Below are 21,314 nucleotides of genomic sequence, written 5' to 3'. Positions count from 1 at the left end.
GCCGGTGAGCCGACGGCGTCCGTCAGCCCCGAGCCGCCTGTAGAAGAGACTCCGCCGGCGTCCCCGGATCCCGTGGAATCACCGGTGCAACCACAAGAAGGCGCTTAGTAGATGACAATCCCCGTCTCACGGGGCAGGCACAACCGGAAGAAGAAGCGGACCGTCCGGCGCAGGCTTCCCATGCGCTATCTGCTGCCGTCGCTTCTTCTCGTGGCCCTGCTCGCCATGCTCATGCTGCGCGGATACGTGCACAGCGAGATCCTCGCCGACCACCGTATCCAGGCGCCGGCCCCCACCAGTCAGGTGCCGGACGACGTCCTCGAGGGCGGTCCGGTGATCGACGCCCGCACGGCGGGCAAGGACGCCGCGACGCTCCGGATACCCGACCGCAGGATCGTCCTGACCTTCGACGACGGACCCGACCCGGTCTGGACCCCGCGGGTGCTGGACGAGCTCAGGAAGTACCACGCGCACGGAGTCTTCTTCGTCACCGGGACCATGGCCTCGCGCCACCCGGACCTCGTGAAGCGGATGGTCGACGAGGGCCACGAGGTCGGGCTGCACACCTTCAACCACCCCGACCTGTCGTTCCAGTCCACCAGCCGCATCGACTGGGAGCTCTCCCAGAACCAGCTGGTACTGGCGGGCGCGGCCGGCATCCGTACGTCGCTGTTCCGGCCTCCCTACTCCTCGTTCTCCGACGCCATGGACAACAAGTCCTGGCCGGTCACGCAGTACATCGGCAGCCGCGGCTACCTCACCGTCGTGAACAACACCGACAGCGAGGACTGGAAGCGCCCCGGCGTCCACGCGATCATCGAGCGCGCCACGCCCAAGCACGGCAAGGGCGCCATCATCCTGATGCACGACTCCGGCGGCGACCGGTCCCAGACCGTCTCCGCCCTGGGGAAGTTCCTGCCCAGGATGCAGGAGCGGGGCTACGACTTCACCAACCTGACCACGGCGCTCGGCGCCCCCAGCGCCCACACCCCGGTCACCGGGTTCGCGCTCTGGAAGGGCAAGGCGTTCATCGGGGCGGTGAAGATCTCCGAGAACGTCACCGGCGTCATGGTGGTCGGCCTCGCCGCCATCGGCGTCCTGGTGATGGTCCGCTTCGGGCTGATGCTGCTGCTCTCCTTCCTGCACGCCAGGAAGGTCCGCCGCAGGGACTTCAGCTGGGGCGATCCCTTCACCCGCCCGGTGTCGGTCCTCGTGCCCGCGTACAACGAGCGCGAGTGCATCGAGGCCACCGTGCGCTCGCTGGTGGCCAGCGACTATCCGATCGAGGTCATCGTCATCGACGACGGCTCGACGGACGGCACGGCCGACCTCGTCGAGGCGATGTGGATCCCGAACGTCCGGGTCGTGCGCCAGCGCAACGCGGGCAAGCCCGCGGCGCTCAACAACGGCATCGCCAACGCCCGCTACGACATCGTCGTGATGATGGACGGTGACACGGTCTTCGAACCGTCCACCGTGCGCGAGCTCGTCCAGCCGTTCGCCGACCCCCGCGTCGGAGCGGTCGCGGGCAACGCCAAGGTCGGCAACCGCGACTCGCTGATCGGGGCCTGGCAGCACATCGAGTACGTGATGGGCTTCAACCTCGACCGCCGCATGTACGACCTCCTGGGCTGCATGCCCACCATCCCCGGTGCGGTCGGCGCCTTCCGCCGGGACGCGCTGGACCGGATCGGCGGCATGAGCGAGGACACCCTCGCCGAGGACACCGACGTCACCATGGCCCTGCACCGCGACGGCTGGCGCGTCGTCTACGCGGAGAACGCCCGGGCCTGGACGGAGGCCCCCGAGTCCGTGCAGCAGCTGTGGTCGCAGCGCTACCGGTGGTCGTACGGCACGATGCAGGCCATCTGGAAGCACCGCCGTGCGGTGATCGAACGGGGGCCCTCGGGCCGCTTCGGACGGGTGGGGCTGCCGTTCGTCTCCCTGTTCATGGTCGTCGCCCCGCTGCTGGCACCCCTCATCGACGTCTTCCTGCTGTACGGGCTCGTCTTCGGCCCGACGGGGAAGACCGTCGCGGCCTGGTTCGGAGTGCTGCTGGTGCAGGCGGTCTGCGCCGCCTACGCCTTCCGGCTCGACCGGGAGCGCATGACCCATCTGATCTCCCTGCCGCTGCAGCAGATCCTCTACCGGCAGCTGATGTACGTCGTGCTGCTCCAGTCCTGGATCACCGCTCTCACCGGCGGGCGGCTGCGCTGGCAGAAGCTGCGGCGCACGGGCGTGGTGGAGGCACCGGGCGGTACGCAGAACCGTCGCAAGGACAGGGACCGGAGGCCGGTGGCATGACCTACCCCGACCGTCCACGTCAGGACGGCGCCGGAGACGACGACGGCGCCTGGCCGTCCTCCGACGCCGCCTGGATGCCGCAGCAGCAGGGCAACGCCGCCCACCCGGCGCACGCCGGGGCCGCGTACGCCGCTCCGCACGCCCCGGGCTCCGGGTTCCCCGCCCCGGCGGCGTTCCCGGAGCAGGGTCCCGCCCTCACCGTCCCCGCTCCCGCCGCGTACCCGGAGCAGGCGGACGCCGCGCCGGACACCGCCGCCGGCGCCCCGGCGCCCCGCGCCAAGGCCGGCCGGGACCGTTATCTCGACCTACTCAGGGCCGTGGCCCTGGTCCGCGTCGTCGTCTTCCACCTCTTCGGGTGGGCCTGGCTGACCATCCTGTTCCCGTCCATGGGCGTCATGTTCGCCCTGGCCGGATCGCTGATGGCCCGCTCACTGGCCCGCCCGGCGGGAAGCGTCATCCGCAGCCGGCTGCGCAGGCTGCTCCCGCCGATGTGGGCGTTCTCCCTCGTCGTCGTCCCGGTGATGTTCGCGCTGAGCTGGAAGCCCGTCCGGGAGGAGGGGATCTGGTGGTTCATCAAGCTCGGCAGCTATCTCTTCCCGCTCGGCTCCCCTCCGTACCCCGAGGAGAGCGGCTCCACCGGGGGCTGGCTGGAGCTGTCCTGGGCCGACCAGGCGGCGGGTCCGCTCTGGTACATCCGGGCCTACCTGTGGTTCGTGCTCGCCTCGCCCCTGCTGCTCAAGGCGTTCCGCAGGCTGCCGTGGGTCACGCTCCTCGCCCCGGTCGCCCTCACCGCCGTCATCGGCACCGGACTCGTTACCGTCCCCGGCACCTTCGGCGAGGGGCTCGTCGACTTCGCCGTGTTCGGTTCCTGCTGGATCCTGGGATTCGCCCACAACGACGGACTGCTGAAGCAGATCCCGCGCTATCTGGCGGTCTCGTCCGCCGCGATCGTCATGGGCTTCGGCCTGTGGTGGGCGTCCGGACACCTCACCGAGGAGGGCTGGAACCTCGACGAGATCCCGCTCGCCCAGTCCACCTGGTCCCTCGGCTTCTGCGCGATCCTGCTCGTGTACGCGCCGTCCTGGCAGAAGCTCCCCGGCCGGCTCGCCGGGTGGGACAGCCTGGTCACGCTCGCCAACAACAGGGCCGTGACGATCTATCTGTGGCACAACCTGCTGCTGATGGCCGCCGCGCACCTCGTGGACGAACTCTGGTCCGTCCCCTGGCTGGGCGACACGTTCGGCACGTACATAGAGCAGTCGTACGAGGTGCTCGTCCTGATCGCGATCTGGCCACTGACAGGGCTCGCGATCCTGGCGTTCGGCTGGGTCGAGGACGTCGCCGCCAAGCGCCGGCCCCGCCTCTGGCCGAACGGGGCGGACCGCGGGCGCCGGGCCTGAGGGCGGGCGCGGGGGTGCGGCGGGCCAGGCTCACCGCACCCCCCGCGCCCGAGTGAGAGCAAGGTTGCGCACCGGTCACCTCACGGCACCGCACCGAAACGCGGACTCCCTAGCGTCGGCAGGACAACACCCCGACCCCTGTGGAGGCGCGTGATGGCCGGTCGTTGGATCGAGCAGTGGGAGCCGGAGGACGAGACCTTCTGGCGCGAGACGGGCGAGAAGGTCGCCCGCAGGAACCTGTGGTTCTCCGTGCTCTCGGAGCACATCGGGTTCTCGATCTGGTCCCTGTGGTCCGTCATGGTCCTGTTCATGGGACCGGAGTACGGGGTCGACCCCGCCGGGAAGTTCTTCCTGATCTCCACGGCCACCCTGGTCGGCGCCATCGCCAGGGTGCCGTACACCTTCGCGGTCGCGCTGTTCGGCGGACGCAACTGGACGATCTTCAGCGCCCTGTCGCTCCTGGTGCCGACCGTCGCCGCCTTCTGGGTGATGGAGCCCGGCACCTCGTACACCACCTTCCTCGTCGTCGCCGCGCTCACCGGTATCGGCGGCGGCAACTTCGCCTCGTCGATGACGAACATCAACGCCTTCTTCCCGCTGCACAGGAAGGGCTGGGCACTCGGGCTCAACGCCGGCGGCGGCAACGTCGGCGTCCCGGTCGTCCAGCTCGTCGGCCTCCTGGTCATCGGTACGGCCGGTGCCGCGCACCCGAGGATCCTGATCGGGGCGTACGTCCCCCTGATCCTCCTGGCGGCGCTCGGCGCCGTGCTCCGGATGGACAACCTCCGGCCCGTCCAGAACGACACCGGTGCGGCGCTCCAGGCCGTGCGCGAGCCGCACACCTGGATCATGTCCGTGCTCTACATCGGCACCTTCGGCTCGTTCATCGGCTACAGCTTCGCCTTCGGGCTCGTCCTGCAGACCCAGTTCGGCCGGACCCCCCTGCAGGCCGCCTCGCTCACCTTCATCGGCCCCCTGCTCGGCTCGCTGATCCGGCCGGCGGGCGGCTGGCTCGCCGACCGGTACGGCGGTGCGCGGATCACCCTGTGGAACTTCGCGGGCATGGCCGCGGCGACCGGTGTCGTCGTCTACGCCTCCGGCATCGAGTCGCTGCCGGTGTTCCTCGTCGGTTTCATCGCCCTGTTCGTGCTGACCGGACTGGGCAACGGCTCCACGTTCAAGATGATCCCGGGCATCTTCCACGCCCAGGGGATCGCCAAGGGCCTGCGGGGCGAGGAGGCCGCGGCCTACGGGCGCCGGATCTCGGGTGCGTCCATGGGGCTCATCGGGGCGATCGGGGCACTGGGCGGCCTCGCGATCAACCTGGCGTTCCGCCAGTCCTTCGCGACCTCCGGTGCCGGGACGGCCGCCTTCTGGTGCTTCCTCGGCTTCTACGCCGTCTGCTTCACCCTGACCTGGGCGGTATACCTTCGCCGTACCGAGGCGGTCGCCGCGAAGCCCCAGCTCAGCTACGCAGAGGTGTGAGGACGGCCGCAGCGCGTCGCAGGACGTAACGGGCGGGAAATACGGGAGAACCGAGACTGTCACGCAGGATTGACAGTCTCGGTCCTCCGCATCATCGAGCACCAGCGGGACGAGAGCCGGGTATCACGCCATGCACGACGACGACGCACAGCACGGGCCCCTGGCGGGCTTCACGGTCGGGGTGACCGCAGCCCGTCGCGCGGAGGAGCTCGGGACCCTCCTCACGCGCAGGGGCGCCGTGGTCCTGCACGCGCCCGCCCTGCGGATCGTGCCGCTCGCGGACGACAGCGAACTCCTGGCCGCCACCAAGGCGCTGATCGACAACGACCCCGACGTCGTGATCGCGACGACCGCCATCGGCTTCAGGGGCTGGGTGGAGGCCGCCGACGGCTGGGGCATCGGCGACGCACTCCTCGACCTGCTGCGCGGCACGGAGCTGCTCGCCCGCGGACCCAAGGTCAAGGGCGCCATCCGGGCGGCCGGGCTCACCGAGGAGTGGTCGCCGGGGTCCGAGTCGATGGCCGAGGTCCTGGACCGCCTGCTGGAGGAGGGCGTGTCGGGCCGCCGGATCGCCCTCCAGCTGCACGGCGAACCGCTCCCCGGCTTCGTCGAGTCGCTCCGGGCGGCCGGTGCCGAAGTCGTCGGCGTACCCGTCTACCGGTGGATGCCCCCGGAGGACATCGCCCCGCTGGACCGCATGCTCGACGTCACGGTGGCCCGCGGGCTGGACGCCCTCACCTTCACCAGCGCTCCCGCCGTCGCCTCCTACCTGAACCGGGCGGAGGCCCGCGGGATCCTCCCCGAGGTGCTGGACGCCCTGAGCCACGACGTCCTGAGCGCCTGCGTCGGACCCGTCACCGCCCTGCCCCTGCAGGCCAAGGGCATCGACACCGTCCAGCCGGAACGCTTCCGGCTCGGCCCGCTCGTCCAGGTGCTCTGCGCCCAGCTCCCCGCCCGCGCCCGTACGCTGCCCGTCGCCGGCCACACCGTCGAGATCCGCGGCCACGCCGTGCTGGTCGACGGCGCCCTGCGCCCGGTGCCCCCGGCCGGCATGGCCCTGCTGCACACGCTGGCCCGCAGGCCGGGCTGGGTGGTCTCCCGTGCCGACCTGCTGCGCGCTCTGCCCGGCAGCGGCACCGACGAGCACGCCGTGGAGACGGCGATGGCCCGGCTGCGCACCGCACTCGGGATGGCGCGGCTGATCCAGACGGTCGTGAAGCGCGGCTACCGGCTGGCGCTGGACCCCTCGGCGGACACGAAGTACGACGGTTCCTGAGGCGGCGCTACGGTGCGGGGATGACCAATGACATCCATCCCCTGGCCGACGGGGTCCGGCTGAGGCCCGTGACCCTCGACGACGCCGAGTCCTTCGCCGTGACGATGACCCGCAGCCGCGCGTACATGCGCCGCTGGGAGCCCGTGCGCCCCGAGACCTTCTACACCCCCGAGGGCCAGGTCCAGCGGATCACCGGGCTGCTGGCCGACCGGGACACGGGGCGTGCGATGCCCTGGGCGCTGGTCGACGACGAGGAACGGGTCGTGGGGGCCATGACCCTCGCCTCCATCGAGCGCGGGCCCTTCCGCAACGCCCGGCTCGGCTACTGGATCGACGTCGACCGGGCGGGCCGGGGCCTGGCCACGGCGGCCGTCGCCCGGGTCTGCGAACTGGCACGGGACGCGCTCGGACTGCACAGGATCGCCGCCGGGACGGTCCTGGACAACATCGCCTCGCAACGGGTCCTGGCCAAGTGCGGGTTCGAGCTGTACGGCACGGCGCCGCGCTACCTCCACATCAACGGCGCCTGGCAGGACCACCGGATGTTCCAGCGCATCCTGCACGACGGTCCGCCGCAGGGCTGACCGGTGCCTCACGGGAGTGCCGGTGGCCGTCGAGCGGGTACTGCGGGGGAAGCGCGGGGACGACCTCGGCAAGCGGGTAGCCGGCCTTCTCCGCGACCCGGCAGGATGCCTCGTTGTCCACCTGGTGAAAGCAGTTCCAGCCGCCGCAGGCCCTCGGTGGCGAACGTGCCGAACGCCCAGTCGGTGAGCGCCCCGAGCGCCCGTGAGGCCACGCCCCGGCCGCGCGCCGCCGCCGCTGTCCAGTAGCCCGCCTCGGCGCTCTCCGCGCCCGGTACGGGGCGTTTCAGGGCGAGGTTGCCGACGAGTTCGCCACCCCGAGTCGTGTCGGTCACGGCGAAGCTGAAGCGGTTGCCGCGGGCCCAGCCGTCCCGCTGGACCGCCATCCACCGTTCCGCGTCCGCGACATCGGACACCGGGACGCGCACCCACTGCCGCATCGCCGGGTCGTCGTACGCAGCGAGAAGTGCCGGGATGTCGTCCGTGCGCCACGGGCGCAGCAGCAGCGGCCCTGCCGTCAGCGTCACCGCTGCGTCGTCCATGAGGCCACCGTACGGCGGATTCCCGGGCGGCAGGAGGGGTTCCGGGACGGGGCGGCCGGGGGCACTCTGGGGTGACTCTCCCGCGCAGGTGACCCCGAGGCGGTGGCAGGCTCATGGCAGCGGGCACGGGCACGGACGGTCGGCGGTTCGACTCGGGACGGGTCTGCCTGGACCTGGTCGCGACCGGGGCGGGGGAGTCCGGTGCCTGCGAGCGGCTCGGCTCCCCGGAGCGGCTGGCCGAGTGGCTGATCACCTCGCGGCTGGTCCCGCACGGCACGTCCCTGGCGGCCGTCGACGGGACCTGGGTGGTGCGCTTCCGGCGGCTGCGCACGGACGTCGATCGGCTGATGGCGGCTCAACTGGGAGGCGGCAGGGCCGAATACGCCCTGGAACGGGTCAACGCGCGGGCAGCGTGCGCCCCGCCGGGGCTGCGCGCCGTACGCGGAAAGGACGGTCTGCTCGTACGGGCGCTGAGTGCCGCCCCGGCCTGCGGGGAGCTGCTCGCCGCGGTGGCCCGGGACGCCGTGGACCTGCTGACGGACCCCGAGGCGCGGGAAGGGCTGCGCCGGTGTGAGGGGGACGCGTGCCGGCGGCTCTACCTGGACACGTCGCGGGGACGGCGCCGCCGCTGGTGCTCCAGCGAGGTCTGCGGCAACCGGGAACGGGTGGCCCGCCATCGTCGCCGCGTGAAGGCCGTGCAGTGACGTCGTGACACCGGGACGCGGGTGAGGTCGCGAACGTCACGAACGATCCCAAATCCACAGCCGCGAAAGAAAGTTGCCCGATCCCTGAATGAACCGGCTTCCGCTTCCGTACCGATGGCCACAGAGCTCGACAGGGTCTCGACCGGGAGGTTCGGGTGCGCAAGGATGCGGCCGTGGCCGATGACCGTCCGCACAGGGCTCGACATCGCGGTGCCCCGCCCCGCCCTCCTTCGGACATTCCCGACGAGGAGCTGATGCGGGCGCTCTACCGTGAACACGCCGGCCCTCTGCTCGCGTACGTCCTGCGGCTCGTCGCGGGTGACCGCCAGCGGGCCGAGGACGTGGTGCAGGAGACGCTCATCCGTGCCTGGAAGAACGCCGGTTCGCTCAACCGGGCCACCGGCTCCGTCCGACCCTGGCTGGTGACGGTCGCCCGGCGCATCGTCATCGACGGTCACCGCAGCCGGCAGGCCCGGCCACGCGAGGTGGATCCGTCGCCGCTGGAGGTCATCCCCGCGGAGGACGAGATCGACAAGGCGCTGTGGCTGATGACCCTCTCGGACGCTCTCGACGATTTGACCCCGGCCCACCGGGAAGCATTGGTCGAGACCTACTTCAGGGGCCGTACGGTCAATGAGGCCGCGGAGGTGCTCGGCATCCCCAGCGGGACCGTGCGGTCCCGGGTGTTCTACGCACTGCGTTCCATGAAGCTCGCACTCGAGGAGAGGGGGATCACGGCATGAGCGACGGCGAATGGCAGCCGTTCGGGGACCGGCCGGCCGGTCCCCGCGGCTTCGTGGGCCCTTCCGGCCCCTCCCGGCCGCCGGGCATGCCCGACGGACTCCTCGGCCTTCCCCCGGAGGGCCCGGGGCACGACGCCGCCGGCGCCTATGTGCTGGGCGTCCTCGACGACGCGGAGGCGAGCGCCTTCGAGGCGCATCTGGCCGGATGCGCGCTGTGCGCCGCCCACCTCGACGAGTTCGCCGGGATGGAGCCGATGCTGGCCATGCTCTCGGAGTCACCCGCCGCCGTCCCGGGCGCGCGCCCCGTCCCCCACGTCCCGGAGCGGCCCGCGCCCCGGATGCTGGACGGCCTGGTCGACGAGGTCGCTCGGAAGCGGTCGCAGCGACGGAGGCGCACCCGGTTCCTGATCGCCGCGGCGGCGGTCCTGGTCATCGGCGGCCCGGTGGCCGTCGTCACCGCCACGGCCGGGGACGACCCGGGCGGGCGGGCCGTCGCGGCCGACCCGCACCCCACCAGCCCCGCCGAGGACGCCTTCTTCCACCACATGCCGGAGAAGGTGGGGGCGACCGACCCCGTCACCCGGGTGGACGCCACGATCGGCATGGAACCCAAGGCCTGGGGCACGCACGCGGTCCTGGAGCTGAAGAACGTCAAGGGACCCCAGAAGTGCAGCCTGATCGCCGTGTCCAAGCGGGGTGAGGAGGAGGTCGTCACCTCCTGGGCCGTGCCGAAATGGGGGTACGGGATCGAGGGCTCCTCCCACGCGAGCGCGGAGCGTCCGCTCTACGTGCACGGGGGCGCGGCGATGGCGCGCGGGGACATCGACCACTTCGAGGTCCGCACCTTCGACGGGGAGCGGCTGGTGGAGATCGACGCGTAGACGCGATCTCGTCGGCAGGTGCGCTCGGGGCCCCCTTTCGCGTACGGTTGACGGCTGCTCTATGCACGTCAGAAGGGGGCCCCGGTGGCCGCGCAGGATGCCGCTGTCGATTCGTTGCGGGACCGGGAGATCGGTGTCGAACAAGAACATCTGGACCGGGTCTACCACCGTCTCGAAGAGAAGATCGACGAGGCGGAATTTCTCATGCAGGACGCCAGCAGGCGGGGCCAGGTGGGCACCCCCGGGGCGCTCGCCGAGCGGGACGCCCAGGTGTTCCGCGCCGGGGTCCATCTCAACCGGCTGAACAGCGAGTTCGAGGACTTCCTCTTCGGACGGATCGACCTGCTGCGCGGCAAGGACGGCGAACGCGGCCCGGACGGCGCCTTCACCTCCGTCGAGACGGCCGACGACGCGGTGGGGGAGGACGGCGCCGCCGAGATCGCGGAGACGCTCCACATCGGCCGCATAGGAGTACTCGACTCCGACTACGCGCCGCTGGTGATCGACTGGCGCGCTCCGGCCGCCGCGCCGTTCTACCGCTCGACGCCCAAGGAGCCGGGCAGGGTCGTGCGCCGCCGGGTGATCCGCTCCAAGGGCCGCAGGGTCCTCGGCGTCGAGGACGACCTCATGCGCCCGGAGCTGACCGCGTTCCTGAGCGGCGAGAAGCTGCCCGTCATCGGTGACGGGGCCCTGATGGCCGCACTGGGCCAGGCCCGCAGCCACACGATGCGGGACATCGTCTCGTCGATCCAGGCCGAGCAGGACCTGGTGATCCGTGCCCCCGCCGCCTCCGTCACCGAGGTCTCGGGCGGCCCCGGCACGGGCAAGACGGCGGTGGCCCTGCACCGTGCCGCCTACCTGCTCTACCAGGACCGGCGGCGGTACGCGGGCGGCATTCTCGTCGTCTCTCCGACCCCGCTCCTGGTGGCGTACACCGAAGGGGTGCTGCCCTCGCTCGGCGAGGAGGGCCAGGTCGCGATCCGTGCGGTCGGCTCGCTCTCCGACGAGGCCGCCGGGGTCGAGGGGGCGACCACGTACGACGAGCCCGCCGTCGCCCGCGTCAAGGGCTCGTCGCGGATGCTCCACGTCCTGCGCAAGGCGTCCCGCGGGGCGCTGGACCAGCTCCCGCCCAGGCCGGCCCCCCAGGAGGGGCAGTTGGAGTTCGGTGACGCCCCGGCCGAGGAGGCCGGCACCCCCACCCGGCTGAGGGTGGTGGCCTTCGGCGCCCGCGTCGAGCTCGAGGCGGACGAGCTCCGGCGGATCCGGCACAACGTCCTCGGCGGCACGGCCCCGGTCAACATGCTGCGCCCGCGCGCCCGCAAACTGCTCCTGGACGCCCTGTGGAACAAGTCATCGGGCCGAGGCCGCTACACCGACCCCGAGCTGGTCGCGGAGCTGCGTTCCTCGTTCGACGAGGACGTGTCCACCGAGACCCCGTTCCTCACCTTCCTGAACGCCTGGTGGCCGGAGCTCACCCCTCGCCAGGTGCTGGCCGCGCTCTCCGACGAGCGGCGGCTGGGCAGGTGGGCGCGCCGGATCCTCAACCAGGGCGAGGTGCGCCGCCTCGCCCGTTCCCTGAGACGGCTGGACGGGGAGGGCAAGGGGCCGCTCTCCGTCCACGACGTGGCGCTCCTGGACGAGCTGCAGATGCTGCTGGGCACTCCGGCCCGCCCGAAGCGGAAGCGGGAGGCCGACCCGCTGGACCAGCTCACGGGGCTGGAGGAGCTGATGCCGCAGCGCGAGGAGACGCAGCGCGAGCGGGCCGAGCGGCTGGCGGCGGAGCGCACCGAGTACGCCCACGTCATCGTCGACGAGGCACAGGACCTGACGCCGATGCAGTGGCGGATGGTGGGCCGCCGGGGCCGGCACGCGACGTGGACGATCGTCGGCGACGCGGCCCAGTCCTCGTGGTCGGACCCGGACGAGGCGGCGGCCGCTCGTGACGAGGCGCTCGGCAACCGGCCGCGGCGCCACTTCACCCTCACCGTGAACTATCGCAACCCGGCCGAGATCGCCGCGCTCGCGGCCAAGGTGCTGGCGCTGGCCATGCCGGGGATGGAGTCCCCGGCCGCGGTCCGCTCGACGGGCGTCGAGCCGCGCTTCGAGACGGTGCGGGACGGGGATCTCGCCGCCACGGTCCGCGAGGAGGCCCGCAGGCTGCTCGCCCGGGTGGACGGCACCGTCGGGGTGGTCGTCGCGATGAACCGCCGCGCCGAGGCCCGTGCCTGGCTGGAGGAGCTCGGCGAGCGGGTCGTGGCACTGGGCAGCCTGGAGGCGAAGGGCCTCGAGTACGACGCCACGGTGGTCGTCTCGCCCGCGGAGATCGCCGACGAGTCCCCGGCGGGGCTGCGGGTGCTGTACGTCGCTCTCACCCGTGCGACGCAGCAGCTCACGGTCGTCTCCGGAGAGCGCGACATGCCGGACGAGGACGGTGTACCGGACCTGCTGAGGGACTGAAGGGACTGGGAGGGGGCGGCCGGTGCCCGCGTGCGGCGTACTTTTCCGAGTCAACACGTCGCACAGGAATCACTTCTCCGGGGTCTTTGTTAGCCTGGTGTCGGCACCGGTTCGATCCAAGCCCCCGGGCCCAACCATCGTCGCTACGAGCGACCACTTGCCGCGAGGCGAGCATGGCGGGCCGGTGCCACCTACGTGAAGAAGACAGACCCGCGTCACCTGTTGGTGGCGCGGGTCTGTTTCTGTTCCGGGGGTGCCTCCCCGTCTTCCTCCCGCCCCGCCGGGCCCTCCGGAGCCCTTCGTTTCACAGCCGGTCCGGGGTTACGCAGGACGGCAACTTCTCGTATGGTGGAAAAAAGTTTCCGAAAGGTGGCAGTCATTACCGGCTACCGGTCGGTAGGTGCGACGATCGGAACGCACGTGCGGTGCTCTGCCCCGGACGCGTGCGGCAACGAAGCTCAGGAAAGCGAAGGACTCGGCCATGGCAACGGCGCCCAGCGTCTCGTACTCGATGACGGTCAGGCTGGAGGTGCCCGCGAGCGGCACAGCGGTCTCCCACCTCACCACGGCCGTGGAGTCCTCCGGTGGCTCGGTCACCGGCCTCGACGTGACCGCTTCCGGCCACGAGAAGCTGCGGATCGACGTCACGATCGCGGCCTCCTCGACCTCGCACGCGGACGAGATCGTCGAGGGGCTGCGGAGCATCGAGGGCGTCGTCCTCGGCAAGGTCTCCGACCGTACGTTCCTGATGCACCTCGGCGGCAAGATCGAGATGGCGTCCAAGCACCCCATCCGCAACCGTGACGACCTCTCGATGATCTACACCCCCGGTGTGGCGCGGGTCTGCATGGCGATCGCGGAGAACCCCGAGGACGCCCGCCGCCTGACCATCAAGCGCAACTCCGTCGCGGTCGTCACGGACGGCTCGGCCGTCCTCGGCCTCGGCAACATCGGCCCGATGGCGTCGCTCCCCGTGATGGAGGGCAAGGCGGCCCTCTTCAAGCGCTTCGCCGGCATCGACGCCTGGCCGATCTGCCTGGACACCCAGGACACGGACGCCATCGTCGAGATCGTCAAGGCGATCGCCCCGGGCTTCGCGGGCATCAACCTGGAGGACATCTCCGCCCCCCGCTGCTTCGAGATCGAGGCGCGGCTGCGTGAGGCCCTGGACATCCCCGTCTTCCACGACGACCAGCACGGCACCGCCATCGTCGTCCTGGCCGCGCTGACCAACGCGCTGCGCGTGGTGGGCAAGGGGATCGGCGACGTACGGGTCGTCATGTCCGGCGCCGGAGCGGCCGGTACGGCCATCCTGAAGCTGCTGATCGCCGCCGGCGTCAAGCACGCGGTCGTCGCCGACATCCACGGAGTGGTGCACGCGGGCCGCGAGGACCTGGTGGACGCCACCCCGGACTCCCCGCTGCGCTGGATCGCCGACAACACCAACCCCGAGGGCTACACCGGCACCCTCAAGGAGGCCGTCGTCGGCTCCGACGTGTTCATCGGTGTCTCCGCCCCCAACGTCCTGGACGGGACCGACGTGGCGGCCATGGCGGAAGGGGCCGTCGTGTTCGCGCTCGCGAACCCGGACCCCGAGGTGGACCCGGCAATCGCGCGTGAGACGGCGGCCGTTGTGGCCACCGGGCGGTCCGACTTCCCGAACCAGATCAACAACGTGCTGGTCTTCCCGGGTGTCTTCCGCGGTCTGCTGGACGCCCAGTCCCGCACCGTCAACACGGAGATGATGATCGCCGCCGCACGTGCCCTCGCCGACGTCGTCGCCGAGGACGAGGTGAACGCGAACTACATCATCCCGTCGGTCTTCAACGACAAGGTCGCGGGTGCCGTCGCGGGCGCCGTCCGGGAGGCCGCGAAGGCCGCCGGGGTCGCCGAGGCCGCGGTCGACCCGGCGTAGGACCGTACGTCCGGACGGCCCCACCACACGCCGTCCGCGGGGGTCGGCCACGGCTCCTGCGGACGGTGCCGTAGCTCACGTCCGGGCGCTCCGTACGGCGCGTCGCGGGTCGCGGCGTCCCAAACGCCCCTTTAGGGTGGGCGGGCAGCGAGCCCCACAGGCCCGGCATCCGCTGCGGACCGCTCCAACAAGTCGACGGAACGTCATCACGGCCATGCGGTGGTGCTTTTCGTGTGACGCCGAGGGGTTCCGGATTGGCGTTAGCGCCGCAGGTGGGGGCAGGATGCGTATTCGGGCGCGAGGGTCTGACATCAGACCCGGGTCCGGGGACTGTCAGAGGGCCCTGGCAGCATCGGCTTCGATCTCACGCCTCACAGGCAAGAAGAACACGGGAGTACAAACATGAACCGCAGTGAGCTGGTGGCCGCCCTGGCCGACCGTGCCGAGGTGACCCGCAAGGACGCCGACGCCGTTCTGGCCGCCCTCGCCGAGACCGTCGGCGAGATCGTCGCCAAGGGCGACGAGAAGGTCACCATCCCCGGCTTCCTGACCTTCGAGCGCACCCACCGTGCCGCTCGCACCGCTCGTAACCCGCAGACCGGCGACCCGATCAACATCCCGGCCGGCTACAGCGTGAAGGTCTCCGCGGGCTCGAAGCTCAAGGAAGCCGCCAAGGGCAAGTAAGGCCCCCTGGGCACCAAGAAGGGCGGCCGTCCCGACCGGGACGGCCGCCCTTCGGCGTACCCGGAGCCCGGTCCCGGAGCCTTCGCTCCCGCGCACACCGCCCGTGCGGGCGCTGTGAGGCGGGCTGCGGCGCCCCAGCCCCCCGGACGGGCCCCGGGAGGGCCACACGTCACGTTCGGCCCTGTACGGGCGTTCTGCGGCGCTCGTTCGGATGCGGGAGCCGGGGGAGCCGGGGCCGTACAGCGCAGAGCCCGCCGCCCCGGTCCCTCGTACGGGGGCCGGGGCGGCGGGCCGTGGTGCGCAGGTGCGCAATGCTGTGTGCGGCAGCACTGTGCGTGCGCCGGAGCGCGTCGGGCGGGCTCTCAGACGAGTGAGCCGCCCGGCAGTTCGACCTTCGCGCCGAGCTTCTCCAGCTTGTCCATGAAGTTCTCGTAGCCGCGGTTGATCAGGTCGATGCCGTGCACCCGGGACGTGCCCTGGGCCGCCAGCGCGGCGATCAGGTACGAGAACCCGCCGCGCAGGTCGGGGATGACCAGATCCGCGCCCTGGAGCTTCGTCGGCCCGGACACGACCGCCGAGTGCAGGAAGTTCCGCTGCCCGAAGCGGCAGTCGGAGCCCCCGAGGCACTCGCGGTAGAGCTGGATGTGCGCACCCATCTGGTTGAGCGCCGACGTGAAGCCGAGCCGGGACTCGTAGACCGTCTCGTGGACGATCGACAGGCCGGCCGCCTGCGTCAGGGCCACCACGAGCGGCTGCTGCCAGTCGGTCTGGAAGCCGGGGTGCACGTCCGTCTCCAGGGCGATGGCGTTCAGCGCGCCGCCCGGGTGCCAGAAGCGGATGCCCTCGTCGTCGATCTCGAAGGCACCCCCGACACGGCGGAAGGTGTTGAGGAACGTCATCATCGAGCGCTGCTGGGCGCCGCGCACGTAGATGTTGCCCTCGGTGGCCAGTGCCGCGGACGCCCAGGAGGCCGCCTCCAGGCGGTCCGGGATCGCCCGGTGGGTGTAACCGTCGAGCCTGTCGACACCCGTGATCCGGATCGTCCGGTCGGTGTCCAGGGAGATGATCGCGCCCATCTTCTGCAGTACGCAGATGAGGTCCTCGATCTCGGGCTCGACGGCCGCGTTGGACAGTTCGGTGACGCCCTCGGCGAGGACGGCGGTCAGCAGCACCTGCTCGGTGGAACCCACCGACGGGTACGGCAGCCGGATCTTGGTGCCGCGCAGCCGCTGCGGGGCCTCCAGGTACTGGCCGTCCGCCCGCTTCTCGATGGTCGCGCCGAACTGGCGGAGCACCTCGAAGTGGAAGTCGATCGGCCGGCCGCCGATGTCGCAGCCGCCGAGCCCCGGGATGAACGCGTGGCCCAGCCGGTGCAGCAGCGGGCCGCAGAAGAGGATCGGGATGCGCGACGAGCCGGCGTGGGCGTCGATGTCGGCGACGTTCGCGCTCTCGACGTGCGACGGGTCGAGGATGAGTTCGCCCGGCTCGTCGCCGGGGCGGACGGTCACGCCGTGCAGCTGCAGCAGCCCCCGGACCACCCGCACATCGCGGATGTCGGGCACGTTGCGGAGCCGGCTGGGCCCGCTGCCGAGCAGCGCGGCGACCATTGCCTTCGGCACCAGGTTCTTGGCGCCTCGGACGCGGATCTCGCCCTCCAGCGGGGTGCCGCCGTGGACAAGCAGGACATCGTCTGTGCCGGTCATGTATCTCGCGTTCCGGAGTGGTCGGGCAGGGGGCCATCAAAAGGGTAATGGGCTTTCGCCCCCCTTCCGTAAGGCGCCGGGGCGCAGGGGAACGTCATGAATCCGCCCCAACACGTTCTGCTGGCCGCGCCTTGCGGAGGGTCACCGCCCGTACGGGTCCTCCGGCGGCCCCGCGTGCGTGCGCTCCCCGTGCGCCCGTGCGGCGGCGGTGCGCCCTGAGCTGCGGACGGAGGCCGTCCGGGAGCGGGCGTGCCACTTGGTGTCCGCGAAGGGCGAAGATGCGGGATCATCTGTGCCATGACGGAGGTGTCCTCGCTCACAGGACGGCTGCTCGTGGCCGCACCCGCCCTGGCGGACCCGAATTTCGACCGTGCGGTGGTGCTGCTCCTCGACCACGACGAGGAGGGCTCGCTGGGCGTCGTCCTGAACCGGCCCACCCCGGTCGGCGTCGGGGACATCCTGGCGTCCTGGGCCGGTCTGGCCGGCGAGCCGGACGTGGTCTTCCAGGGCGGACCCGTCTCCCTCGACTCGGCGCTCGGCGTGGCCGTGATCCCCGGCGACGAGGGGCCCCTGGGCTGGCGCAGGGTGCACGGGGCGATCGGCCTGGTCGACCTGGAGGCCCCGCCGGAGCTGCTCGCGGCGGCGCTCGGCTCGCTGCGGATCTTCGCCGGATACGCGGGCTGGGGGCCCGGTCAGCTGGAGGCGGAGCTGGCCGAGGGTGCCTGGTACGTGGTCGAGTCGGAGCCCGGCGACGTCTCGTCGCCGCGCCCGGAGAACCTCTGGCGGGCGGTTCTGCGGCGGCAGCGCAGCGAGCTGGCGATGATCGCCACGTATCCGGACGACCCTTCGCTGAACTGATGCGCGGAGCTTTCAGTACGCTTGGCAGTTATGAGCACTCTTGAGCCCGAGCGCGGGGCAGGTACGGGGACCCTCGTAGAGCCGACGCCGCAGGTGTCGAACGGCGACGGTGACCACGAGCGCTACGCCCATTACGTCCAGAAGGACAAGATCATGGCCAGTGCCCTCGAGGGCACTCCCGTGGTGGCGCTGTGCGGCAAGGTCTGGGTCCCGGGGCGCGACCCCAAGAAGTATCCGGTCTGTCCCATGTGCAAGGAGATCTACGAGTCCATGGGCGCCGGCGGCGACAAGGGCAAGGGCAAGGACGGCAAGGACGGCGGCAAGAAGTAGCCCACCCGGCCTCTTATCCCCTTTTTCGGACGCTTCGGACTTCCGTCCTCCGGCCTTTCTGATCTTCGGCCTTTTCGGACCTGACCCCGGCCTCCGGGGCGCGCGGTGACGCGTGCCCCGGAGGCCGTTCGCATGCCCGGGAGCACCCGGGGGTCCGCCCCCGGTGCGGAGCACGGGCGGGGTGCGCGTTGCACGGGCTGCACCACGTGGTCACAGAGTGGTAGAGACCACTTGTCGGCGTGCGGGCGCGCCCTTAGTCTCCTGCCAGTTGTGCAGAACGAAACGTACGTTGCATGGAATGCAACGAATGACCGGTAGGGGTTCCGGATGAAGCTTTCTGCCCGAATTGCCGCTCCGGCCGCGGCCCTTGTGCTGGCCGGCCTCACCGCCACCGCCTGCGCACCGGGGACCTCCGACACCGGTGCCGAGGGGGACGCGAAGACCGGCACGCTCCGCGTCTGGCTCTTCCAGGAGGTCGGCAACAAGCCCAAGGAGAAGGTCGTCGACGCCGCGGTCGCCGACTTCGAGAAGGCCCACGAAGGGGCCGAGGTCGAGGTCGAGTACATACCCGTCGACACCCGGGCCCAGCGCGTCAAGGCCGCCTTCAACGACCCGAAGAGCGCCCCCGACCTCATCGAGTACGGCAACACCGACACCGCCGGATACGTGAAGGACGGCGGACTGGCCGACGTCAGCGAGGAGTTCGCCGCCTGGGACGAGGCCAAGGACACCGACCCGACCGCCAAGCAGTCGGTGACGGTGGACGGCCAGGTCTACGGGGCGCCGCTCTTCGTCGGCGTACGCGCGCTGTACTACCGGACCGACGTCTTCGAGGACCTCGGCATCGAGCCCCCGAAGAGCCAGGACGAGCTGATCTCCACCGCGAAGAAGATCCGCCGGGAGAAGCCGGACCTCTACGGCCTCGCGGTCGGCGGCGCGTACACCTACGGTGCGATGCCCTTCATCTGGGCGCAGGGCGGTGAACTGGCCGACGAGACCGGGGTGACCTACCGGTCCGCCATCAACAGCGCGAAGGCCCGCAAGGGCATCGAGGCCTACACCTCGCTCTTCGGCGACGACAACTGCCCGGCGGCCAAGTGCGCGGCCATGGGTGGCAACGCGACCGTCACCGCCTTCGCGTCCGGGAAGGCGGCCATGGCGATCGGCGGGGACTTCAGCCACGCCGCCGTCGAGGCGGGCGCCGTGAAGGGCAGGTACGCCGTCGTGCCCCTGCCCGGCGTGACGGCGGGCTCGATCGCCCCGGCCTTCGCCGGCGGCAACAACATCGGCGTACTCAAGAGCAGTTCGCACCGCACCCTGGCGGTCGACCTCATGAAGTCGCTGACCGGCAAGGAGACCCAGGCGAAGATGTTCGACACCATGGGCTTCCTGCCGACCTACACGGACGTGCTGGGCACGGCGGCGGAGAAGGAACCCTTCGTCGGCCCCTTCGTCGAGACCCTCGGCGCGGGCGCGAAGTTCGTCCCCGCCTCCCCGGCCTGGGGACAGGTCGACGCCTCCCTGGTCCTGCCGACCATGTTCCAGGAGATCGCCAGCGGCCGTAAGGACGTGGACGCCGCGTCGGACGACGCAGCGAAGAAGATGGACGCGGCGTTCGCCGAAGCGGGCTGACCATGACCGCGGACACCGCACTCCACAAGGCCGCCGCGAGGCCCGGGGCGAGCGGGGCACCCGCCCGCACGCCCCGGCGCCGCCCCGCCTCACCCGCGCGGCGCTCCGGCTGGACCCCCTGGCTCTACCTGCTGCCCGCGCTCGTCCTGCTCGGCGGACTGCTCGTCTACCCGATCTACCAACTGGGCCTGATCTCCTTCCTGGAGTACACCCAGGCCCAGGTCAGCGGCGGCGAACCGACCACCTTCCAGGGCTTCGGCAACTACGCCACGCTCTTCGGCGACAGCCAGTTCTGGCAGGTGCTCCTCGCGACCGTGCTCTTCGCCACGGCCTGCGTGCTCGCCACCCTGTTCACCGGCTGCGCCCTGGCCGTCCTGCTGACCCGGATCCGCGCCGTGCCCCGGCTCGCTCTGATGATGGCCGCGCTCGGAGCCTGGGCGACACCGGCGATCACCGGTTCGACCGTCTGGGTCTTCCTCTTCGACCCCGACTTCGGCCCGGTCAACAGGGTGCTCGGCCTCGGGGACTTCTCCTGGACCTACGGCCGCTACAGCGCCTTCGCCCTGGTCCTCCTCGAAGTGCTCTGGTGCTCCTTCCCGTTCGTGATGGTGACCGTGTACGCGGGCATCCGCGCGATCCCCACCGAGGTGCTGGAAGCGGCCTCGCTGGACGGCGCCTCGCAGTGGCGGATCTGGCGGTCGGTCATGGCACCGATGCTGCGGCCGATCCTGATCGTCGTGACCATCCAGTCGGTCATCTGGGACTTCAAGGTCTTCACCCAGATCTACGTCATGACCAACGGCGGCGGCATCGCCGGCCAGAACCTGGTCCTCAACGTGTACGCGTACCAGAAGGCGTTCGCCTCCTCGCAGTACAGCCTCGGATCGGCCATCGGCGTCGTGATGCTCCTGATCCTGCTGGCCGTCACACTCGTCTATCTGCGCCTGGTACGGCGCCAGGGGGAGGAACTGTGAGCGCACGCACGCTTCTGCGCGTCCGCCGGCCCGGGAGGCTCGCGGCGGAGGCGGCGGCCCTGCTGATCGCCGCCGCCGTCGCCTTCCCGCTGTACTGGATGGTGCTCTCCGCCCTCAAGCCCGCGGGGGAGATCCAGTCCACCGAGGCGCGCCCCTGGACCCTGGCGCCGTCCCTCGACTCGTTCCGGCGCGTCTTCGAACAGCAGGAATTCGGCCGCTACTTCCTGAACAGCCTGACCGTCGCCGGCACGGTCGTCATCGCCTCCGCGCTGATCGCCTTCCTCGCCGCGACGGCCGTGACCCGATTCCGCTTCAGGTTCCGGACGACGCTGCTGATCATGTTCCTGGTGGCACAGATGGTGCCGGTCGAGGCACTGACCATTCCGCTGTTCTTCCTCATGCGGGACTTCGGCCAGCTGAACACCCTGGGATCGCTGATCCTGCCGCACCTCGCCTTCTCGCTGCCGTTCGCGATCTGGATGCTGCGCGGTTTCGTCAAGGCCGTCCCGGAGGCGCTGGAGGAGGCCGCCTACATCGACGGCGCGAGCCGCGCCCGCTTCCTGTGGCAGATCCTCTTCCCGCTCGTCCTCCCCGGCCTCGTGGCGACCAGCGTCTTCTCCTTCATATCGACCTGGAACGACTTCCTGTTCGCGAAGTCCTTCCTCATCAGCGACACCTCCCAGTCGACGCTCCCCATGGCGTTGCTGGTCTTCTTCAAGCCCGACGAGAACGACTGGGGAGGGATCATGGCGGCATCGACGGTGATGACCGTTCCCGTACTGGTCTTCTTCGTCCTCGTACAGCGACGCCTGGTCTCCGGACTCGGCGGAGCGGTGAAGGACTGA

General features: G+C 70.9%; 17 protein-coding genes and 1 pseudogene. 16 read left to right on the top strand and 2 right to left on the bottom strand.

The window, feature by feature from the left end; translation table 11 throughout:
* The first annotated feature begins 111 nt into the window (after positions 1-111).
* The 5 genes from B9S57_RS30780 (at position 112) to B9S57_RS30760 (ending at position 7,049) form a co-directional block, all read left to right on the top strand.
* Complete coding sequence (locus B9S57_RS30780) at positions 112-2,304, top strand: glycosyltransferase (protein WP_103760443.1); 2,193 nt, start codon at positions 112-114, stop codon at positions 2,302-2,304.
* Entirely contained in the window at positions 2,301-3,704 is a 1,404-nt protein-coding gene (locus B9S57_RS30775) for an acyltransferase (protein ID WP_258036708.1), read from the top strand. The genes B9S57_RS30780 and B9S57_RS30775 overlap by 4 nt, the downstream gene beginning before the upstream one ends.
* A 153-nt stretch (positions 3,705-3,857) precedes the next feature.
* Positions 3,858-5,189 carry a NarK/NasA family nitrate transporter gene (locus B9S57_RS30770; RefSeq protein ID WP_103760442.1) on the top strand — a complete coding sequence of 444 codons (1,332 nt, stop codon included), beginning with the start codon at positions 3,858-3,860 and terminating at the stop codon, positions 5,187-5,189.
* Positions 5,190-5,319: 130 nt separating this feature from the next.
* A complete protein-coding gene (locus B9S57_RS30765) occupies positions 5,320-6,465 on the top strand; it encodes a uroporphyrinogen-III synthase (protein ID WP_103760441.1) in 1,146 nt (381 codons plus the stop codon).
* Positions 6,466-6,485: 20 nt separating this feature from the next.
* Positions 6,486-7,049, top strand: coding sequence for a GNAT family N-acetyltransferase (locus B9S57_RS30760; protein ID WP_103760440.1), 564 nt, complete (start codon positions 6,486-6,488; stop codon positions 7,047-7,049).
* Here the strand turns inward: B9S57_RS30760 and B9S57_RS30755 are convergent.
* Positions 6,982-7,588: pseudogene (locus B9S57_RS30755) on the bottom strand (GNAT family N-acetyltransferase). The gene B9S57_RS30760 and the pseudogene B9S57_RS30755 sit on opposite strands and share 68 nt — an antisense overlap.
* Before the next feature lie 113 nt (positions 7,589-7,701).
* Between B9S57_RS30755 and B9S57_RS30750 the strand changes: the two are divergent.
* The 6 genes from B9S57_RS30750 to B9S57_RS30720 all read left to right on the top strand — a co-directional run bounded on the left by B9S57_RS30750 (position 7,702) and on the right by B9S57_RS30720 (position 14,972).
* On the top strand, positions 7,702-8,292 hold the full coding sequence (locus B9S57_RS30750; RefSeq protein WP_103760439.1) for an ABATE domain-containing protein: 591 nt from the start codon (positions 7,702-7,704) through the stop codon (positions 8,290-8,292).
* A gap of 155 nt (positions 8,293-8,447) precedes the next feature.
* Complete coding sequence (locus tag B9S57_RS30745) at positions 8,448-9,035, top strand: sigma-70 family RNA polymerase sigma factor (protein ID WP_103760438.1); 588 nt, start codon at positions 8,448-8,450, stop codon at positions 9,033-9,035.
* The gene (locus tag B9S57_RS30740; protein ID WP_103760437.1) at positions 9,032-9,916 is read left to right on the top strand and encodes an anti-sigma factor; all 885 of its coding nucleotides are present in this window, start codon (positions 9,032-9,034) and stop codon (positions 9,914-9,916) included. The genes B9S57_RS30745 and B9S57_RS30740 overlap by 4 nt, the downstream gene beginning before the upstream one ends.
* An 84-nt stretch (positions 9,917-10,000) precedes the next feature.
* Entirely contained in the window at positions 10,001-12,373 is a 2,373-nt protein-coding gene (locus B9S57_RS30735; protein ID WP_103760436.1) for a UvrD-helicase domain-containing protein, read from the top strand.
* A gap of 481 nt (positions 12,374-12,854) precedes the next feature.
* Positions 12,855-14,288, top strand: coding sequence for an NAD-dependent malic enzyme (locus tag B9S57_RS30730; protein ID WP_103760435.1), 1,434 nt, complete (start codon positions 12,855-12,857; stop codon positions 14,286-14,288).
* A 402-nt stretch (positions 14,289-14,690) separates the two neighbouring features.
* Entirely contained in the window at positions 14,691-14,972 is a 282-nt protein-coding gene (locus B9S57_RS30720; protein WP_003968811.1) for an HU family DNA-binding protein, read from the top strand.
* A gap of 362 nt (positions 14,973-15,334) precedes the next feature.
* Here B9S57_RS30720 and murA read toward each other — a convergent pair whose 3' ends face one another.
* Complete coding sequence (gene murA, locus B9S57_RS30715; RefSeq protein WP_103760434.1) at positions 15,335-16,675, bottom strand: UDP-N-acetylglucosamine 1-carboxyvinyltransferase; 1,341 nt, start codon at positions 16,673-16,675, stop codon at positions 15,335-15,337.
* Between the two features lie 297 nt (positions 16,676-16,972).
* On the opposite strand from murA, the gene B9S57_RS30710 reads away from it, so the two are divergent.
* From B9S57_RS30710 to B9S57_RS30690, 5 genes are all read left to right on the top strand, one after another.
* Positions 16,973-17,533, top strand: a complete 561-nt coding sequence (locus B9S57_RS30710; RefSeq protein WP_103760433.1) for a YqgE/AlgH family protein — start codon at positions 16,973-16,975, stop codon at positions 17,531-17,533.
* A 30-nt stretch (positions 17,534-17,563) separates the two neighbouring features.
* Positions 17,564-17,863 (top strand): DUF3039 domain-containing protein, encoded by a 300-nt coding sequence (locus tag B9S57_RS30705; protein ID WP_103760432.1) that lies wholly within the window; start codon positions 17,564-17,566, stop codon positions 17,861-17,863.
* 327 nt (positions 17,864-18,190) lie between these two features.
* Entirely contained in the window at positions 18,191-19,495 is a 1,305-nt protein-coding gene (locus B9S57_RS30700) for an extracellular solute-binding protein (protein WP_103760431.1), read from the top strand.
* Positions 19,496-19,497: 2 nt separating this feature from the next.
* The gene (locus B9S57_RS30695) at positions 19,498-20,469 is read left to right on the top strand and encodes a carbohydrate ABC transporter permease (RefSeq protein ID WP_103760430.1); all 972 of its coding nucleotides are present in this window, start codon (positions 19,498-19,500) and stop codon (positions 20,467-20,469) included.
* Positions 20,466-21,314 (top strand): carbohydrate ABC transporter permease, encoded by an 849-nt coding sequence (locus B9S57_RS30690; RefSeq protein ID WP_103760429.1) that lies wholly within the window; start codon positions 20,466-20,468, stop codon positions 21,312-21,314. The genes B9S57_RS30695 and B9S57_RS30690 overlap by 4 nt, the downstream gene beginning before the upstream one ends.

It is taken from the genome of Streptomyces sp. SM10, assembly GCF_002910915.1.
Lineage (GTDB): Bacteria > Actinomycetota > Actinomycetes > Streptomycetales > Streptomycetaceae > Streptomyces.
Note: the sequence above shows the minus strand (reverse complement) of the source record. Positions and strands in the feature narration are given on the sequence as shown.

Excerpts from the sequence above, each read along its gene's own strand:
- B9S57_RS30730 (WP_103760435.1), top strand. The coding sequence starts at position 12,855 with ATGGCAACGGCGCCCAGCGTCTCGTACTCGATGACGGTCAGGCTGGAG.
- B9S57_RS30760 (WP_103760440.1), top strand. The coding sequence starts at position 6,486 with ATGACCAATGACATCCATCCCCTGGCCGACGGGGTCCGGCTGAGGCCC.
- B9S57_RS30705 (WP_103760432.1), top strand. The coding sequence starts at position 17,564 with ATGAGCACTCTTGAGCCCGAGCGCGGGGCAGGTACGGGGACCCTCGTA.
- B9S57_RS30710 (WP_103760433.1), top strand. The coding sequence starts at position 16,973 with ATGACGGAGGTGTCCTCGCTCACAGGACGGCTGCTCGTGGCCGCACCC.
- B9S57_RS30750 (WP_103760439.1), top strand. The coding sequence starts at position 7,702 with ATGGCAGCGGGCACGGGCACGGACGGTCGGCGGTTCGACTCGGGACGG.
- B9S57_RS30740 (WP_103760437.1), top strand. The coding sequence starts at position 9,032 with ATGAGCGACGGCGAATGGCAGCCGTTCGGGGACCGGCCGGCCGGTCCC.
- B9S57_RS30765 (WP_103760441.1), top strand. The coding sequence starts at position 5,320 with ATGCACGACGACGACGCACAGCACGGGCCCCTGGCGGGCTTCACGGTC.
- B9S57_RS30780 (WP_103760443.1), top strand. The coding sequence starts at position 112 with ATGACAATCCCCGTCTCACGGGGCAGGCACAACCGGAAGAAGAAGCGG.
- B9S57_RS30770 (WP_103760442.1), top strand. The coding sequence starts at position 3,858 with ATGGCCGGTCGTTGGATCGAGCAGTGGGAGCCGGAGGACGAGACCTTC.
- murA (WP_103760434.1), bottom strand. The coding sequence starts at position 16,675 with ATGACCGGCACAGACGATGTCCTGCTTGTCCACGGCGGCACCCCGCTG.
- B9S57_RS30775 (WP_258036708.1), top strand. The coding sequence starts at position 2,301 with ATGACCTACCCCGACCGTCCACGTCAGGACGGCGCCGGAGACGACGAC.
- B9S57_RS30700 (WP_103760431.1), top strand. The coding sequence starts at position 18,191 with ATGAAGCTTTCTGCCCGAATTGCCGCTCCGGCCGCGGCCCTTGTGCTG.
- B9S57_RS30720 (WP_003968811.1), top strand. The coding sequence starts at position 14,691 with ATGAACCGCAGTGAGCTGGTGGCCGCCCTGGCCGACCGTGCCGAGGTG.
- B9S57_RS30695 (WP_103760430.1), top strand. The coding sequence starts at position 19,498 with ATGACCGCGGACACCGCACTCCACAAGGCCGCCGCGAGGCCCGGGGCG.